The sequence below is a fragment of the Nitrospira sp. genome, from assembly GCA_029194665.1.
GTDB lineage: Bacteria > Nitrospirota > Nitrospiria > Nitrospirales > Nitrospiraceae > Nitrospira_D.
The window spans coordinates 211,928-230,107 of the sequence record JARFXO010000006.1; the positions used below are offsets into that span (position 1 = coordinate 211,928).

Consider the following 18,180-nt stretch of genomic DNA (forward strand, 5'->3'; position numbering starts at 1 on the left):
TGGTCGCTGAGTGCCTACTTCAACAAGCCGACAGCCCTTCATTGCCCAAGATACCAACCGATCCCGTATCGCTCTAAGAAACTCGTCACCATGGTGAGTGAATTGGCGTAGATCATCACGCCGACGAGGACCAGCATGACGCCGCTCACGGTTGAAACGCCCCACAGATAGGTTCGCACTTCTTTGAAATAGGCTAAGAATCGATCGATGCCCAGTGCCGTGAGAAATAGAGGCAGGCCCAACCCGAACGAATAAAATGCCAGCAATACAATTCCGTTAAGAAGAGAATCGGTCGTACCGGCATAGAGAAGAATGGATCCCAGCACCGGCCCGACACAGGGTGTCCAACCAGCGGCAAAAGCGACACCGATCAAGAACGACCCCAGGTACCCGGCCGGCCTACTGCGAAACTGATACCGATGCTCCATTTTTAGGAACTTCAGATTCAGAATTCCGAGCAGGTACAGCCCGAACACGACAATCAACACACCACCAATGCGTCGAATCACGTCTTGATAGGAGATCAGGATCTGACCGAGAAAACTGGCCGATGCGCCGAAGGCAATGAAGACCGATGAAAATCCAAGGATAAACAACAACGAGTTCAAGACGATCGCCTTCTTGAACTTGACCCGTTCGGTCGCGTCCGTCAACTGCTCGACCGACAGGCCGGTAATGTAGGAAATATAGCTCGGTACCAACGGCAGCACGCACGGGGACACGAACGAAAGGAGCCCCGCCGAAAAGGCGGCAATGAGCGAAATCTGTGGGATGGATTGCGTCATGGCTACGATTTCATCAGTTCATGAATCAGGTCACGGGCCTCCGGTGAGTCCCAATCGCGTGCACCGAAAATCTTTTGTCGCACGATGCCTCGGCGATCGACCATGAACGTGATCGGAATCGTACGTGCCCCATACGCCAGGCCTACGCGGTACTCCGAGTCATGAAGAATGGGAAATGTGAACCCCATTTCCCGCTGGAACGGACGGGTAACCGCTGCGCCCTGTGGATCCGTCGACACGGCCAGGATTTCGAACTCTCTTCGAGGCAACGTTCGATAAAGCTGTTCCATCGCCGGCATCTCGACACGGCACGGTCCGCACCAGGTCGCCCAGAAATTTAGTAGGACGACCCTCCCCCTGAGCTGAGACAAACTCATGACGTTCCCGGCAAGGTCTCGCAGCATGAAATTCGGCGCTTCGTCACCGACTTGAACGACACCGCGTTCGAAGCCCGGCCTCGTTTTGGTCTGGGTCGACTCCGCCTCAGAGCAAGGTGCCGCGAAAAGTACACCAACCGACGCGAAGGTGAAAACAGCAGTCACTAGAGAATTCTTCATGGCCTTGACCAGAGGGACATTTACTTTGTTGCCCTCAAAAGATCAGCGATCGAGAGGTTTGAGGTTTAAGGATTCCTTCCTCCAGGCTCAGCATGGTTCTTACTGGAAATATAAGCATGTTACAAGTCCGCAAAAACCTGAGTCAAGCAAACGACGAAGGACAAATTTATTCCCCCTACGATAGAAGTGATGGACAAAACCGACTGATCTCTCTAGAATTGCGCAGGTCTGTGCGAGATCCGTCACTCAGCACCACTCGTCACATTCACCATCAGCAGATACAGCAACGCTGGTATTTCCATAACCTGAACCCACGAGGGGCACATGCGAGACAATTTCTTGTTTACTTCAGAATCGGTCACTGAAGGACATCCGGATAAGATCGCCGACCAGATTTCCGACGGCATCTTGGACGCCATCATTGCTCAGGATAAATATTCCCGCGTCGCCTGCGAAACGATCCTAACCACCGGTATCGCGTTTGTAGCCGGCGAAATCTCAACCAAGGCCTACGTCGAAATCCCCGACATTATCCGTGACGTCATCAAGGACGTCGGCTACTGCGATGCGTCGTGGGGATTCGACTTTCATACCTGCTCGGTCCTCACCGCTATTCACCAGCAATCAGGTGACATCGCGATGGGGGTGGATTCCGGAGGAGCCGGCGATCAGGGCTTGATGTTCGGCTACGCCACCAATGAAACGGACGAGCTCATGCCCATGCCGATCGTCCTGGCCCACCGGCTGACCAAACGCCTGGCAGAGGTGCGCAAAACAGACATTCTAAAGTGGGTGCGCCCAGACGGCAAATCTCAAGTGACCGTCGAGTACAAGAACGGCAGGCCCGTGCGGATCGATACGATCGTCGTCTCCACGCAACATAGTCCCGATGTGACCACCAAGCAAATTGAGCGCGACATCATGGACAAAGTCATCAAGCCCGTGATGCCCAAAGGGCTCTATGATCCAACAGGCGTGAAACATCACATCAATCCGACCGGTCGTTTCGTCGTCGGTGGTCCAATGGGCGACACGGGACTCACAGGCAGGAAGATTATCGTCGACACGTACGGCGGTCATGGCAGTCACGGCGGCGGTGCCTTCTCCGGCAAAGATCCTACAAAGGTGGACCGCTCCGCCTCCTATATGGCTCGCTATATTGCCAAGAATCTTGTGGCCGCTGGCTTGGCCGACAAATGCGAAGTGCAGCTGGCTTACGCGATCGGAGTTGCCGATCCTGTGTCTGTACTCGTCGACACCAAGGGCACAGAAAAAGTGTCGGTCGATGTTCTGGACAAACTCGTGCGCAAGCATTTCCCCATGACTCCACGGGGCATCATCGATCATCTCAAGCTTCGGCGGCCGATTTTCCGCAAGACGGCCGCGTATGGACACTTTGGACGTACCGAGCCTGAGTTCACGTGGGAGAGAACCGATAAGACGAAGGCATTGCGCAAAGACGCGGGACTGTAACGACCACAGGCTGAGGCCAAGGTTAAGGTTTAGCAACTGAGGCTCAGGCATAGGGAATGAGGTTGGGTTTTTGCCCAGCTTCAACCTTAACCTGAGCCTTCTTTTCGAGAAGGAGGACTTTCGTGGATTACGATGTCAGAGATATCAAACTGGCGGACCAGGGCAGATTGAAGATCGAATGGGCCGAAGCAACGATGCCGGTGTTGCGGTTGATTCGTAAACGCTTTAAACGACAACAACCGCTGAAGGGCGTTCGCGTCACCGCCTGTTTACACGTGACCACTGAAACGGCGAACCTGGCGATCACGTTGAAAGCCGGTGGTGCCGATGTCCGTCTCTGTGCATCAAACCCCCTCAGCACGCAGGACGATGTCGCCGCGGCATTGGTGCAACACGAAGGTATTCCAACTTTTGCGATTAAGGGCGAAGACAACCCCACCTACTATCGCCACATCGAGTCCGCCATCGCTCACCGCCCACATGTCACCATGGATGACGGCGCCGATGTCGTCTCGCACCTGCATTCCAAACGAAAAGAACTCCTGCGGAACGTGATTGGGGGGACGGAGGAAACAACCACCGGCGTCATTCGTTTACGCAGCATGGCTGAAAAGAAAGTGCTCAAGTTTCCGGTCATCTCTGTCAACGACGCCGATACCAAGCATATGTTCGACAATCGCTACGGCACCGGACAATCCACCATGGACGGCATCGTGCGCGCCACGAACCGCTTGGTCTGCGGCTCAGTGGTCGTCGTCGTGGGTTATGGTTGGTGCGGACGAGGCATCGCCATGCGGGCGAAAGGTTTGGGCGCGGACGTCATCGTGACGGAGATAGATCCGTTGAAAGGCCTCGAAGCCGTCATGGATGGCTTCCGCGTGATGCCGATGGAACAAGCCGCTCCGGTCGGAGATTTCTTCGTAACCGTCACCGGCAACATCCATGTCATCCGTGGCGAACATTTTGCCGCCATGAAGGACGGGGCCATCGTCTGTAACAGCGGCCACTTCAACGTGGAGCTGGATATCCCAACCCTCGAAAAGCTGGCCGGGGCACGCCGGGTGGTCCGTACCGGCGTCGAGCAGTTTACACTCAAGAAGAATGGCCATCGTGTCAACTTGCTCGGTGAAGGCCGGCTCGTCAACCTCGCCACTGCCGAGGGGCATCCGTCTAGCGTCATGGACATGAGCTTCGCCAACCAGGCACTCAGCGCGGAGTATATCGTCAAGAATTACAAACAGCTCGAAAAAAAGGTCTATCCCGTACCTCCGGTCATCGACAAAGAAATTGCGCGTCTTAAACTAGCAGGCATGGGAGTGGCGATCGACCAGTTGACGGCGGAACAGAAGAAGTATCTCGCATCCTGGGAAATGGGGACGTAACAGGATGCTGAAAATGCCCCCCGGCGTTGTTCTCAGTCGCTCGTCTCCCTGCAACGTACCGCAAGGGTACGCTTCGGTCGCCGAGCTCCCTGCGGCCTAGCCGGGATGCCATTTTGAGCATCCTGATTCGGGCGATGCTCAAAAGGTAAGGAGCGCACTCGGCGCGCTCGGGTGGGTGGGTGAGATAATGCGCGCAGTGCGAGAGCACCCACGCCCACCTGCTTGAGAGAGGAGAAAGGGAAAGGCCGCCTGAAAAGGTGGCCTTTTTGTTTAGAATCGGTTTCCACAACCGATTGCAATATCGTGAACGAGTGGTAGAGTGTGGGCAAGGAGCCGCTGTGAACCCCTCCACATTCCAACCCCTGTCGCTTACAGATTTTGACATCTCCTCTGAGCGAGGATTCTTACCATCTGATCCTCACGAGACTCTGCTCGACTGTCCGGTGCTAAACCATCTGAGCCGTGAGATGCCGAAGTTGCTGAGCACGCGCCAGGTCCAGCGGTTTATCGATGAACAGCCGTCGTTGCTTCGGTCCATTCCAACGAGCTGGCGTGAGGATGACTACCGAGCTGCGATGCGAATCCTTTCATTCGCCGGCCATGCCTATGTCTGGGAGACGCCGGGGAAACCGGCCGTCAAGCTTCCCTGTCAACTCGCACGGTCGTGGTATGAGATCGCCCAGAAGGTCAGCCGTCCGCCGGTCCTTTCCTATGCCTCCTATGCACTGGACAATTGGCGCCGGCTTGATCCGATGAAGCCGATTCAGCTCGACAATATTGTGCTGCTGCAGAACTTTCTCGGTGGGCTGGATGAAGAGTGGTTCGTCGTCGTCCACATCCAGATTGAGCGGCAGGCGGGGCCTGGCCTGGAAGGGCTGCTGCGAGCGATCAACGCGGCCTCGGAAGGAAAGGACGATGAGGTTCTCTTGGGGTTACAGGATCTGGCGTCCGCGCAGACTGCCATGCGGGACACGCTGCTCCGCATGAAAGAGCGCTGCGATCCCTATGTGTATTACACTCGCGTGAGACCCTACATCCACGGCTGGAAGAACAGTCCGTCGCTGCCTGACGGCCTCATTTATGACAACGTCGAAGCCTATCGACAACAACCGCAGCAGTTTCGTGGTGAGACCGGTGCACAGAGCTCAATCGTCCCTTGTCTGGATGCGGGACTGGGCATCCGTCACGCACCTGATCCTTTAACGGTGTATCTACAAGAAATGAGAGAATACATGCCGCCCCGCCACCGCGCCTTTCTTCAGGCCTTAGAGAGCCAAACTGACGGCCAAGGGCGCGCGGTCCTTTCCGGCTGTGTTCATGCTCGCAAGCAGCGTCACCCGGAACTGTGGTCCGCCTACTGTGCTTGCGTGAGCCTGCTGGCCCAGTTCCGAGAAATCCACATCGGTTACGCCGACAGTTACATCAACCGCCAGCATCAAACCAGTACCACCAATCCCACGGCCGTAGGCACCGGCGGCACTCCCTTCATGACCTATCTGCAGAAGCATCTGGACGAAACCAAACAAGCCGTTGTGAGCTAACCACAGTCCTTCAGTTAATCCAGCCTTCTCATCTCAGCATCTCAATGGATCTCTACCTTCATCAAGGTCTCACTGGGAAGGTCCACCTAGAAAAAGTGGTGGAAAAAGAAGGCGTATTCTTTTTTCCTGCCACTCATCATCTAGCGACGGTTCTTTCGTGGAGCCCGTTCAGTTGCATTGCTATCTTGGCTTACACAGCGTTACAAGTTACAACACTTCCTTACTCATGGGTTATACCAATGCCGCCAATGACAGCTGTGGCAAAGGCGTTTTTGTTCATCTGCATTCTTTCTGCCGCATTGCTTTACGACACCAATCACGGTTTCCTATTTGTTCTCTCTCTTCTGAACACCGTCCTCTACTTCTGGTCATTGGGCACGATGGACAATTTTGCTCGAGAGAAATATCGAGATTTGAGAGTTGAACAGATGAAGCATTTGCCTGAGTGGATGGCCGAGACCGCTCGTCAAGGGGCGAAGGATGCTGTGCCTAATTGGCTAGCCACTATCAACTTCCTGTGCACATTTCTTAGCGTTGGACTTCTCAGCTACGGCATTTTCGTTCATGTGTGAACAAAATAATTGGGTAAAGAACAGAAAAATAGGGACAGGCTGAATTTCTACAAAGTTAGGCAGTAATGCAGGGGGAGAGCGATATGATCGGTGCCACGATACCCCACCGAGGCTTGATCATGAGGATTGCGATAACTGATCGAGGCCGAGAGTGAATGCAGGAGGCGCTGACTCAGGCCACCGAATCAAACAGAACTCGCACTTCTTGAGCAAGTCCTAATGCATCGGCCTGTGCGATGAGGCTTTCCCGATCTATCCCGGTTGGTTTTCGTACCGCCACAATGCTTCGGGCATCCTGTAAATCGACTGGCCCTCCGGCGTAGAGCTTCAAGAGCACGAGAGCTTGCCAGTTTACGACCGGCACCGAATAACCAAGTATGGTGAGTGTTTCAACTCCGTTGAATGCAATAGCTGCTATCTTTGACGGCAGCACGATCAGTTGAACCGGCACATCCTGTCCTTCACATTTCAGGCTGAGCCGGAAGACACCTCGTAGTGGGTCATCTATGCCGCCCGGTTCATAGGTAGCCCCAAGGTGGGCAGCCAGCGCCTGCGGATCCGATGTCCCGAGCGCTACGGCAAGATCAATGTCTTGTGTAGCTCGCGCAACACCCCATGCCGATACCGCAAAGCCACCGATCAACGCGTAGGAATGAAGCAGCCGGGCTTTCTGGGCTTGAGCCAAGCGTCCAATAATTTGGCTTAGGGCTTCGGAGAACACCGGTTCAATTCGTGGCAGAAATCGGAGAGGTTCAATGCGATGGCCAGCCGTTCTTCTGGAGTCTGACGTCTCGCTCGTTCAATCTTCTCGTCAGCAAGCTGCTGACTCAGCTTGCTCGGTCGCCGTTGTGACTTCTGAGAGATGGTTGTTTGCCGAGGTTTCATGAGTGCGAGTATACATAGGTCTGCCGGAACCTAAAAGGGTGAAGAACGAATCTGCTACAAGCCGCCGCCTAAAAAGGTCCAATGGCTAAAAGTTGACCCTTCATTGCCTTAGGGATCAATTCCGCCAGATCGTCTCGTCGGCCAGTGGCTTCTTAGATCAGGGGCCAATGCTTGGCGGAGCGGCCGGAATTCTGATCCCGGCTGTAGAAGATCCACAAGAAAGATCCAAGAAACTCAAAGCGCTACGAGTGACAGATAAAGCTTAGTGAGATGGTGGCACGACCGCAATGATCCGCAGTGGGCCGCCAGTCCCACCGGCGATTTTCATGGGTAGTGCAATGACGTCAAAGTTCCGCGCCGGTAGGTCATTCAGATCGGCAAGATTCTCGAACACCGGCACGTTCTGAGAAAGCAGAGCGGCATGCGTCTCGAACCCGGTCGATTGCCCATAGTCGATCGACGCTGTGTCGATGCCCACAGCTTTCACTTGCCGTTCATGCACGAGCCAGGCAGCCGCGTCGGGATGCAATCCAGGAAAATGCAACGTCTGTATACCTTTCTGCCCTCTCAATTCCGTGCCTAGATAGTCTTTTCGATTTGGCCAAAATCGGGCATTGCCCGTACTCAACAGGACGATGGTGTGTGGAGGAATTCCACCATGCTTGGTTTCCCATCGCTCAACATCCAAGATAGTTATCCGGTAATTCCGATCGCGAGCGCACTGCTCAGTGACATCGATTTTGACACCAGCCCCGGTTAGACGCTCGATTGGAATCTGGTCTAACGATTGCTTTCCTTTTGAAAAATGATTCGGGGCATCGAGGTGCGTACCACCATGCTCGGGCATCTCCATACGATTCGAAGCATAGTAGTATCCGCCCGGCATGTCCTCGGCGTGCTGGACAACCAGCTTAAAATCTTGCTCCGTCGGCCAGACAATCGTATCCGATCCAAAGGAATGGGTCAGATCAACGATCTGCGATTGCGACCAGGAAAAATGATTGCTCCAGCGGTTAGAAGCACATCCAAGACTGACGACCAGACCCAGTGCTGCGATCCACATACTCGCCGTGTACCTCGGTCGCATCACCTTAAGCCCTGATCCTCTTCATTCTCTCTCATCCCAAGGTTCGGATGGAACGGATGCCCGAGGAAGTTGCGCCATAGCTAGAATTGCCGAACAGCAGGAAGACAATATAGGATGTGACGGCATTGCGACGAAGTCGCAGCCTTAGAAGAGCATCCGAGGAGAAAAAAAGGATTCATGAGCCGTCTGACTTCCGAGCGTTATGGCGCAACTGAGTCTCGCTCGCCGTTCGCCAGCCGACACTCCCTCTACCTCCCGAATGCTTTTTTCAGCAGCGGTTCGATCTCGCCCTTGGCGGCCATCGGATCGAGGATATCGGTATCTCCATAAAAGGTGCCGTCGATAAACACTTTGGGAAGGGTCGGCCAATTGGTCATCTTCGTCAGCGCTTCCCGCTTAGCCGGCTGCGACAGGACGTCGATGAGCTCGTAGGGATACCCGTACCGGTCGAAAAACTGCATGGTCTCTCTCGTAAAACCACACATCGGCATCGTCTTGGTTCCTTTGCCATAGATCACAATCTTATGGGCCTTCACTTCCTTCTGGATTTCATCTTCGATCGGGTCGGCCATGGTCTCCTCCTATATCTCATCTCTGGTGCGCGCGGTTAATTCGAGCGCATGGATACGTCCGTCCTTCATCGGCACGTCTAACGCTTGATAGATCATTCGATGCCGGTCCAAGAGATTTTTCCCCTGAAACCCATTTGAGACGATCTCAACCTTCAGATGATTCATCGTTCCCGTACGATCGGTTACTGTCACCTCAGCATCCGGGAGGCTCTTACGAATATAGTCGGTCAGAACATCGGGTGTAATCACCGGCCTCTTCTCTCCTCGTTGTTTTCAATACCCTAGCCGAAATAGACTCAGAAACGCAATGAGCTTCCAGGTTGGTGGATTTCAGCAACGTGGTGGTGCAATTGAGCCACCCAATGGAAGCATGGAGGTATTCTTCACGCGCAAACAGTCGAAAGCTTTCAATGTCGTCTCGATCGCAACTCGGCATCGACCTTGCTGTGATCGTTCTCCAACAAGAACATTTCTCTCATCACCAAGGAGGTCGTTATGAGCGAATTCAAGTCTGGGTTTTTTGTGGGAGGCGAAAGCTGCAACGGTCGCGTCCTTGTTGTGGATGATGAGCCTGATATCCGAAAGGTCGTCCGAATGACTCTGCAAAAGGCTGGCTATGACGTCCTTGAAGCAGAGAACGGCGAGAAGGCCATCGAAACCATCAATACGGGCGAGAATCGTCTGCTCCTTGACGTCATGATCTGTGACATCCGGATGCCGAAGGTGAATGGCATCGAGGCGATTGCTTATTTCCGACAGAACTATCCGCGCGTGCCGCTGATCGTCCTGACCGGATTCCCGGATACGGAGATGGCCACTTCGTTGCTGAGGCAGGGAGTCGTGGACTATCTCGTGAAGCCGGTAGAAGGCGAGAAACTGAAGGCCTCCGTCGCACGAGCCATGGAGCAGCGTGAATTGGCCCATCTCTGATGGGCTGAGCCACCGTATGGGGATCAAGCATGACAACCACCTCTCCGACCATAGCCCATTCGCAAAGCGAGTGTCAGAGCATCGAGCCGACCTCCACTCCGCCTCCGATGAGAGTCGCGATCATCGGGGCGGGCCGTGGGGGAACTGCGCTGCTCAATGCGCTCCACCAACTCGGCACGATTGAGATCGTCGGCATCGCCGATCAGCATCGTTCGGCTCCCGGGCTCAAACGAGCCCAAGAGCTCAACCTGCCGACCTATAACGAGGTGACCGACCTGATCAAGCGCGAAGGGGTCAACCTCGTCATGGACGTTACCGGTGATCCAGCGATGGAGTCGGCGCTTCGCAAACAGCTGCCGGCAGGAGCTGACATCATAAGCGGACAGGCCTTGCGGCTACTCTGGACATTCGTACAACATGAATCGACGTTCCACACCGAGTTGCTCCAAGCGGAAAAACTCGCCGGAATCGGCTCGTTCGCAGCCGGCATTGCTCACGACATGAATAATCCGCTTCAGTTGATTCTCGGTTTGGCTGAAAATCTGGTTGACGAAGTAGACCTTGATGTCGTGCACGATCAGGCACGGGACATCATCGATGCCGTCAAGCGCACGATAGCGATTTGTCGAGACCTCACTGCTTACTCGCGCCGCACATCCTTCCAGCAAGATGGCCTGGTCGGCGTCAACGGCAAGCTGGACGAAGCCCTCAAGATCGCCCGCTACGCGGTGGCTCTCCAGGACATTGAAATTCGCAAGCTGTATCAGCCTGACGTCGTCGTCAAGGGAAACCCCGATGAACTCCTTCATGTGTTCGTCAATCTCATCACGAATGCCGTCCAGGCCATGGCACAACACGGGACCTTGACGCTCGAGACCTCAGCCGTGGCCGGCACAACACAGGTTCGTGTTTCGGACACCGGCTGCGGCATCGCCCGGGAACAACAAGGTCGGATTTTCGAACCATTTTTCACCACGAAGCCTCCGGGGAAAGGAACGGGATTGGGCTTGTACAACATTAGAAATGTCATCCATCGCATGAATGGCTCCATCGGGGTCGAGAGCCATGTCGGCCGTGGCTCAACCTTCACCCTCACCTTTCAGGATGGGTCCGGTGTCGCCGAGAGAAGAACGGTATCATGACGGATAACCCGACACCCTCGCCACCCGGTTCACGCTGGGGGCTTAAAACCAAAGTCATCCTCTCGATGCTGCTCGTCGGCCTTATCCCGCTCGTCGTCGGCTTGGGAATGGCATTCTGGCAGGGGTCTCAGGAAATCCGGGAAGTCAGCGGCGAGAGCTTCGAAGCGCTGGCGACTGAAGCAGCCCGGAAACTCGATCTCCTGCTCGCGGAAGAAGTCGCCCACACGGCGCGCATCGCGAATGATCCGATGCTCATCCGCGAACTGGAACATCGGCGTGATGCACGGGGTGATACCAAGAGTCCCAAGACGGTACCCTCGGACCTAGAACGGCGTTGGACGGCACGAGATCCGACGACGATCAAATCCCTGATGGAGAACCCGTTCAGTACGTTGCTCCACGAATACTTCACCGGCGTCCATAGCGCGCCGGGACAATTGCTTCCACGAGTAGTTCGCTCTTCGACGAAGATGTTGTTCTTGACCGATGTACAGGGCACGCTCGTCGCGACTATGACCGAACATCCCGCGTTTCGCCACAATGAGGCCCGATGGTGGCAAGCGGCCTTCCATAAAGCGGTGGGCAAACTCTATATCGAGGATATCCGTTTCGACGACCAAGTGAATGCCTATGTGTTCACTATTTCACTCCCCGTCATGGATAGCCTCCGATATGAAGTCGTCGGGATTCTTCACCGCGTGATCGACGCCAAGGATTTTTTTTCCCCTTCAACCCAGGGCTCTCGATTCGGAAAGACCGGCCATGTCATGTTGATCGATAGCAACGGCATCGTCGTCAGCTGCCCAATTCTTCCCACCGGCGTTCCGCTATCCGATCCGAACTTAATCCCGCTCGTCACGCCGCAGCATCCCGGATGGGTGCAAGCTTCGAGCGACGGTCATGGGGGACAGGATACCTCCGTGATCGGCTTCGCCCCTCTTCCAGAAACCGGACGAGCGGCGAACAGCTCTATCGGCAATGGATCGTGGCACACGTTCGTTTGGCAATCGTCCGACGAACTCTTCGCGCCGATTCAGCATCTATTCACCTGGGTGTCGGTATTCGGAGCCGTCGCCGTTGTACTGTTGGCTTCATTGGGATACATCGCTGCCGGTCGCATCGTGACGCCCGTACGGCAACTGCAGCAGGCTGCGCAGGCCATCGGACGCGGTGAACTACGGGCACCGATTCAGATCAACAGCGGTGACGAATTGGAAGACTTGGCAGACGAGTTTAATAGAATGAACGGTCAACTGAAAGCCGCATTCGCCGGACTGACCGACCAGGTCAAGTTGAAAACCCAGGAGGTCCAGGTCCTGCAGCAGTCGACGGATCAAATCTTGGACACCGTTCCCACACCAATTCTCTTAATCGACGCACATGAAGTCGTGCGCTACATCAATCAGGCGGCCCGTGAATCCTTCAACATCCAGGAACCGATGCCGGGAACATCGCTGTTCACGATGCTTCCCCTCGACCCGGCCGTTCAGAAACGTCTTCGAGCAGAGTTCCGAGTGAACGGCGCTACGCCGGTTATCACAAGCGATACCGAACGTGAGAAGGTACCAAGGGACCCCCTTATGCCCAGCGCGGATCACGAACCGGCCGGTCATCGTGCTGAACTCCACATCGGAGCCCGCGTCTATCAATACCAATGGTTCCGATTACCCGCGAGACCAGGGGAGGAAAACAGTATCGGATTAGTGCTTCGAGACACAACGGACGAGAGCCGACTACAAGACCAGCTGGTTCAGGCGGAGAAGACAGGAAGTCTCGGGGTGTTGACTGCCGGAATCGGCCACGAGCTCAACAACCCCTTGTTCGGCATCATCGGATTGGGGGAAGTTATTCAGGATGAACAGGACCTAGAGCACATCAAGAGCTGCGCCCGGGACATCGTGGCCCATGGTCGTCGCATGGCAACCATCATTCGCGATTTTGCCGGCATGATCACCCGTGAGGCCTCAGACAAGCCGGTGCCGCTGCTTTTGGAACGAGAATTTGACCAAGCGTTGGCCACAGCACAGCTGACCGTGGAAATGAAGGATATCATGGTCCACAAGACCTATGCAGGCAATACGTCTGTGCTGGCATTCCCGGACCAACTTCGACAGGCGCTGGCCAATCTCATGATCAACGCCGCTCAAGCGATGAAGGGCGCCGGCACGCTTACGCTGGCCACAGCCCTGTCGGGCCAGACGGTGACTGCGACGATCATTGATACCGGTCCCGGTATCTCCAAACAGCACCTATCGAAGATCTTCGATCCGTTCTTTACGACGAAGGGGCAGGGGGAAGGTTCAGGCCTTGGGCTCACGGTCGCGAGGCGGATTATTCGAAAGTTTGGAGGCGATCTCCGTATCGAGAGCCTCGAAGGCCGCGGTACCGCTTGCATCGTCACGCTCCCGACCAATTCTCCCACGTCTCCTGAAGGAGGCCCATGGACAACCGCCGCTGCGCACTCCGAACCGCAACCCTCGCATTCTTCTTAGGGGGACTTTGGATCGGGATTCCGTTTCCATCCGCCAAGGGAGGCTCCGGTCTCGTCGGCCTTGCTCCGGAGAAGGTCGCCGATTATATCCATGTCATCCTCGAGGCCGACCGCTCGATCTACACGACTGAGATCGTCAATCGCATGCAGGAGAAAGGCATTGTCGCGGCGGCAGAACATTGGGAGCAGGACAACGCCCTCCCCCTCCCTGCCCAATTCCTTCAGCATTCAGGACGGTTGGTAGCCGAGAGTGGACGAGGTATCCGCTACAGGCTCATTGGGCTCTCCCCGATCTATCAGCGCAACGGTCCCGCCACCGAGTTCGAGCGAAAATCCCTGACCGAACTCCAGCGGCAGCCGGATCGGCCGGTTACCGGAGTTGTGTCGAGCGGCAAGAAGCAGTACTTCCAAGCCATCTATTCAGACCGGGCTGTCTCGTCTGCCTGCGTGACTTGCCACAACAGCCATCCGCTGAGCCCGAAGCAAGATTTCAAGTTGAACGATGTGATGGGTGGGATCGCCATTACGATTCCGCTGGAGTAGGCAGGACACACGACGCATCATCGTCAGCTGAGAAAAAGCGCTGTGGGCGGACGTAACGTAACAGAGAGATTACGAAGGCGTGAGTGTGCTTGCAGAAGCGGCCGGTGGTTTAAGGTGATACTCCTCTCGATAGATCTGTACGGCAGTCATCAACAAACTGATGAGGATCGGACCGGCGAAGAGGCCGAGCAATCCATAGAGCGCCAACCCACCCAACACGCTCAGCACGAGCGGCAGGACGGGAATCTGCACATCTTGGCCGATCAACCAGGGCCGAAGAAATTGATCGACCATTGAGACGACGCCGATTCCCCACACCAGCAGGGCAAACGCTTTACCGGTCGCACCTATCCAGAACAGGTAGATTACGAGGGGGCCCCATACCAGCCCGGTCCCACCAAATGGGATCGGCGCCACGACGATCGTCAAAGCCGTGAGTCCCATCGGAAACGGTACATCGAGCGCCAAGTAGGCCATACCCGCCAGGAGGCCCTGAACGATCGCCGTGACCAGTATCCCTTTCACCACCGCCCGAATCGTTTGATCTAACCGAGTCAAGATTTTTGACTTGTGTGATTCTTCCATCGGAATCAGATCGTATAAGGCAGCGAGCCACTGCCGGCCATCCTTGAAAAGGAAGAACAGCACCAACAACATGATGAAGAAATTCATCACGAGAGCGAAGGTGTTCTTCAGCAGACCCCCCATTCCACCGACGAGAAATTGACTGAGTTCCTTCACCCCGGTCATTACCGATTGTTCCAAGGAAAGCGGATGCGTACCGGTACCGGACATGGCTGACTTCAACCAACTGCCGATGAAGGGAATCGCCGCCACTTGATCCGGCAATCGTTGAAGCCCGCCGGCAGAAACCCATGATCGGATCTCCTGTTCCTCTAGGCTGGCTTCACGTACCAACATCACTCCCATCACAACCAAGGGAACAACCACAATCCCCAACGCCCCGAATGTCAGTATGCCGGCAGAGAGTGCGTCCTTACCGCCGAACAGTTTTGTTAACCGGAGATGGAGAGGAAATGCCCAATGGGCCAACAGACCAGCCCACAAAGCCGAGAACAAGAACGGCTTGAGCATCAGCCCAATTTGGTAGAGGAGCAGAGCCAGGAGGGCAAAAAACACGATGGAAAAGATTTGTTGTCGAGTCATGGAAGCTGTCTGAGTCACTTGAAGAGGCATCGAGTAAATAGCAGATCCGACGGCGTCTGTCACGGTAGAAAAGAATGGGAGGAGAAGGTGCGAGCCCCACCGACGTAAGTGAGGAGGACCTGAGGGCGAGAGGCGGGAGTCGGCTTACAGATCAGCTTCCCTTCCGATCAGCGCCACCGCTTTCCCACGATGCGCGCTCATGTCGCGAACATTGCTTGGTAATCGAGGGGTTTCTTCGGGCCAGCCTGTGACCCCCATATCGCTGACCCCCTGAAATTTGGCTCCTTCTTCCATCAGCATCATCGGGCAATGGACCTCGCCGATCAGAATAGCGGTTTTGAGCAGTTGGATTTTCCCGGTTGCCGTGACCGTGGCCTTGATCCGTCCACTGCTGATCAGTGAATCGGCGTGAATGGCCCCCCTCACAACCCCATCCTCACCAACAATGACTTCTCCCTTCGTGTGCACATCGCCTTCGAGTCGCCCATCAATTCGCACGGTACCGTCGACTTTGATTTCACCTTTCAGTTCGACACCTTTCGCCAACAGCGTCATATTGCCATCGTCTGCATAGGCGGTCTTTTTCATGGGGACTCCTTGGTGCAGGCCAACTTCCCCAACGTTACCTTAGGACCGGGGATATGCCTAACAGTTTATGGAATCCAGCGCTCCTGTGCCGGAATTCCACTCATTGCGGCAAGCCCAACGTCTGCTTGAGCCGCTGCCAGAACCCGCCTCCGTGAACTTCGCAATAGTCCGTCGGCTCGGTCCCCGCAATGAAGAACTCGAATGTTTTCTCCGGACATTGCGACGTCACGAGTTGTCCGCTTTTGGGATCGATCCTCCTCCGGACAACCCCGACCGGCATCTCAAAATCCGGGGAATCCTGTGGGATGAGTCGAGCCGCCAACTCACTCCATATTGGAAGGGCTGCCTGAGCGCCGGTCAACTTAATCGGCCGTTCATCATCAAAACCGACCCACACACCGATCGCAAGATCCGGGGTATATCCTATGAACCAGGCGTCTCGATACCCATCGGTCGTCCCAGTCTTACCAGCCACGGGACCCCACACCCCTAACGCCCTGGCCTTGGCCCCCGTACCCCGATCCATCACCCCTTTCAACAACGACGTAATGAGAAACGCTCCCTGAGGGGTGGCCGCTTGGCGTCGATCAAGCGGTGGACTCCAAATGGTCTCCCTTCCCTCACGTACCATGTTGGACAGTGCCACGGGATGGATGACAACGCCTCCATTGGCGAGCCCCGCGTAGGCTGATGTGATCTGCAGCAACGAGACCGAAGAACTTCCGAGCGCGAGCGACAAATTGTCGGCCAACGGCGTGGTAATTCCGAACGCGTGCAGCAGATTCGTGAGCGCAGTCATTCCGGTTCGGTGTGCGGTCCGAACGGCGGGAATGTTCAAGGATTGCTCGAGTGCTGTTCGGACCGTCACCTGACCTCTATACTGCCGATCATAATTCTGAGGCGACCAAGATCCTGTGTCTGATTCCAACGTCAGAGGCTCATCCATTAACAATGTTGCCGGAGTCAGCCCGGTCGCACCTTGGCCGCGTGCTGCCTCAAATCCAGCAAGGTAGACAAAAGGCTTAAACAGAGACCCTGCCGACCGATGCGCCTGCACCGCACGGTTGAATTGGCTCAGCCGATAGTTACGACCACCGACCATTGCCAACACGTGGCCGGTCTTCACATCCAGCACGACCGCCGCCCCCTGAAGGGGAGGCTCGGCTTCGGCCAACGACGGATAGTTCTTTTCAAGTTTCGTCAATCCTTCCTGTAGCACATGTGCGGCGATTCGCTGAGCCCTGGGATCCAGGGTCGAATAAATTCGAGATCCGTCCGGGATTTCCGTTCCGATCCCCTGCTCGATCTCTCTGAGCAGATGATCGACAAAGTACGGCGCGTCGGTCAGGACATCTTGATTCAACATGACCTTCACCGGCCGATTCATGGCCTGAGCCACAACGTCCTCCGACAAGATGCCCTCTTCCCACAGACGGCGAAGCACCAGATTTCGACGCTTTGTTGCCAACTCAATGTCTTTCACGGGGGAATAGATATTGGGCCCCTTGATCAATCCGACGATCAGCGCCATCTCATCGATCGACAATTCATCAACGTTCTTACTAAAATAGCGATGAGCCGCTTCTGCCACACCGTAGATCGAAACCGGTCCGGCTTGGCCGAGATAGATCTCGTTCACATAACTCTCAAGGATTTCTTCTTTTCGGTACTTGAACTCGAGCGCCATCGCAGCCATCACTTCCCGGAGTTTTCGCCCAATGGTTCGCTTCGGAGAATAGTAGAGGTTCTTAGCCAATTGCTGAGTGAGCGTACTACCTCCCTGCGCAACGAGGCCGCGACTGATGTTGATCCAAAGCGCTCGACCGATCGCGATGGGATCAACTCCGAAATGGGAAAAAAATCGACGATCTTCGATGATCAACAGCGTCTTGATCAGCGTGGGAGGGACACGGTCCAGAGGAATCCATTCTCGGACCTGCCTCGAGCCGGAGCGCATCCCGCTGATCAAAACCGGTTCGAGGGAAATCAATGAAACCGGCTGCCCATCAGACATTGACAACACCTCAGTGACGATGCCGTCCATCAGGATCAACCGGACTGATCGCGAAGGGAGTCGGTTCTCCTCCTGCGCATGCAGAAAGATCTCGATTGAGTCCTTTGTGACGAAATACTCACCGGCTACACGCGGTGCTGCAGCAACCGGCTTGTACTCCAGCCGCTGCAGGTGATCGACCAGCCCCGAATCCACAGGATGGAGTCCCGGCGTCAGAAAAAACGGGGCTCCATAGATCAGCAGCGGCGGATGCTCGTCGCTCTTCGGCAGAGACAAACTCGTTGACAGGAAGACGCCATACCCTCCCACGAGAGCGAACATCACTCCGAACACGATAAGGCAGGGAATAACAAGGCGCCTCGCCAACGGGGCGAGCCGAGGTGACGTTTGAGCCGACATGGTCTCAGCTTACCCTGTATCTTCAGACAAGGGAACTGTCCGAGATGGGAAA

General features: G+C 55.4%; 17 protein-coding genes. 8 read left to right on the plus strand and 9 right to left on the minus strand.

The window, feature by feature from the left end:
- Positions 1-38: 38 nt before the first annotated feature.
- Entirely contained in the window at positions 39-785 is a 747-nt protein-coding gene (locus P0119_19110; GenBank protein ID MDF0668159.1) for a cytochrome c biogenesis protein CcdA, read from the minus strand.
- Between the two features lie 2 nt (positions 786-787).
- Positions 788-1,342, minus strand: a complete 555-nt coding sequence (locus tag P0119_19115) for a TlpA disulfide reductase family protein (GenBank protein ID MDF0668160.1) — start codon at positions 1,340-1,342, stop codon at positions 788-790.
- A 324-nt stretch (positions 1,343-1,666) separates the two neighbouring features.
- Here P0119_19115 and metK point away from each other — a divergent pair, with 324 nt between their 5' ends.
- From metK to P0119_19135, 4 genes are all read left to right on the plus strand, one after another.
- Positions 1,667-2,815 carry a methionine adenosyltransferase gene (metK, locus tag P0119_19120; GenBank protein ID MDF0668161.1) on the plus strand — a complete coding sequence of 383 codons (1,149 nt, stop codon included), beginning with the start codon at positions 1,667-1,669 and terminating at the stop codon, positions 2,813-2,815.
- A gap of 122 nt (positions 2,816-2,937) precedes the next feature.
- Positions 2,938-4,197 (plus strand): adenosylhomocysteinase, encoded by a 1,260-nt coding sequence (gene ahcY / locus P0119_19125; protein ID MDF0668162.1) that lies wholly within the window; start codon positions 2,938-2,940, stop codon positions 4,195-4,197.
- 338 nt (positions 4,198-4,535) lie between these two features.
- The gene (locus P0119_19130) at positions 4,536-5,738 is read left to right on the plus strand and encodes a hypothetical protein (GenBank protein ID MDF0668163.1); all 1,203 of its coding nucleotides are present in this window, start codon (positions 4,536-4,538) and stop codon (positions 5,736-5,738) included.
- 44 nt (positions 5,739-5,782) lie between these two features.
- Positions 5,783-6,310, plus strand: coding sequence for a hypothetical protein (locus P0119_19135; GenBank protein MDF0668164.1), 528 nt, complete (start codon positions 5,783-5,785; stop codon positions 6,308-6,310).
- A gap of 172 nt (positions 6,311-6,482) precedes the next feature.
- Here the strand turns inward: P0119_19135 and P0119_19140 are convergent, their stop codons facing one another.
- The 4 genes from P0119_19140 to P0119_19155 form a co-directional block, all read right to left on the minus strand.
- On the minus strand, positions 6,483-7,031 hold the full coding sequence (locus P0119_19140) for a hypothetical protein (protein ID MDF0668165.1): 549 nt from the start codon (positions 7,029-7,031) through the stop codon (positions 6,483-6,485).
- A 426-nt stretch (positions 7,032-7,457) separates the two neighbouring features.
- Complete coding sequence (locus tag P0119_19145; protein MDF0668166.1) at positions 7,458-8,282, minus strand: cyclase family protein; 825 nt, start codon at positions 8,280-8,282, stop codon at positions 7,458-7,460.
- Between the two features lie 248 nt (positions 8,283-8,530).
- Positions 8,531-8,854, minus strand: a complete 324-nt coding sequence (locus P0119_19150; GenBank protein ID MDF0668167.1) for a glutaredoxin domain-containing protein — start codon at positions 8,852-8,854, stop codon at positions 8,531-8,533.
- Between the two features lie 9 nt (positions 8,855-8,863).
- Complete coding sequence (locus P0119_19155) at positions 8,864-9,103, minus strand: BolA family transcriptional regulator (protein ID MDF0668168.1); 240 nt, start codon at positions 9,101-9,103, stop codon at positions 8,864-8,866.
- A gap of 246 nt (positions 9,104-9,349) precedes the next feature.
- Here P0119_19155 and P0119_19160 point away from each other — a divergent pair, with 246 nt between their 5' ends.
- The 4 genes from P0119_19160 to P0119_19175 are packed head-to-tail and all read left to right on the plus strand — an operon-like array spanning position 9,350 to position 13,960.
- Positions 9,350-9,784: a response regulator gene (locus tag P0119_19160; GenBank protein MDF0668169.1), complete on the plus strand. Its 435-nt coding sequence runs from the start codon at positions 9,350-9,352 to the stop codon at positions 9,782-9,784.
- A gap of 29 nt (positions 9,785-9,813) precedes the next feature.
- Positions 9,814-10,926 (plus strand): ATP-binding protein, encoded by a 1,113-nt coding sequence (locus tag P0119_19165; protein ID MDF0668170.1) that lies wholly within the window; start codon positions 9,814-9,816, stop codon positions 10,924-10,926.
- Entirely contained in the window at positions 10,923-13,418 is a 2,496-nt protein-coding gene (locus P0119_19170; GenBank protein ID MDF0668171.1) for an ATP-binding protein, read from the plus strand. Before P0119_19165 ends, P0119_19170 begins: the two co-directional genes overlap by 4 nt.
- Positions 13,367-13,960: a DUF3365 domain-containing protein gene (locus P0119_19175; GenBank protein MDF0668172.1), complete on the plus strand. Its 594-nt coding sequence runs from the start codon at positions 13,367-13,369 to the stop codon at positions 13,958-13,960. The genes P0119_19170 and P0119_19175 overlap by 52 nt, the downstream gene beginning before the upstream one ends.
- A gap of 69 nt (positions 13,961-14,029) precedes the next feature.
- Here the strand turns inward: P0119_19175 and P0119_19180 are convergent, their stop codons facing one another.
- The 3 genes from P0119_19180 to P0119_19190 all read right to left on the minus strand — a co-directional run bounded on the left by P0119_19180 (position 14,030) and on the right by P0119_19190 (position 18,128).
- Complete coding sequence (locus P0119_19180; protein MDF0668173.1) at positions 14,030-15,127, minus strand: AI-2E family transporter; 1,098 nt, start codon at positions 15,125-15,127, stop codon at positions 14,030-14,032.
- Positions 15,128-15,271: 144 nt separating this feature from the next.
- Positions 15,272-15,715, minus strand: coding sequence for a polymer-forming cytoskeletal protein (locus P0119_19185; protein ID MDF0668174.1), 444 nt, complete (start codon positions 15,713-15,715; stop codon positions 15,272-15,274).
- Positions 15,716-15,815: 100 nt separating this feature from the next.
- The gene (locus tag P0119_19190; protein MDF0668175.1) at positions 15,816-18,128 is read right to left on the minus strand and encodes a PBP1A family penicillin-binding protein; all 2,313 of its coding nucleotides are present in this window, start codon (positions 18,126-18,128) and stop codon (positions 15,816-15,818) included.
- Positions 18,129-18,180: the final 52 nt, after the last annotated feature.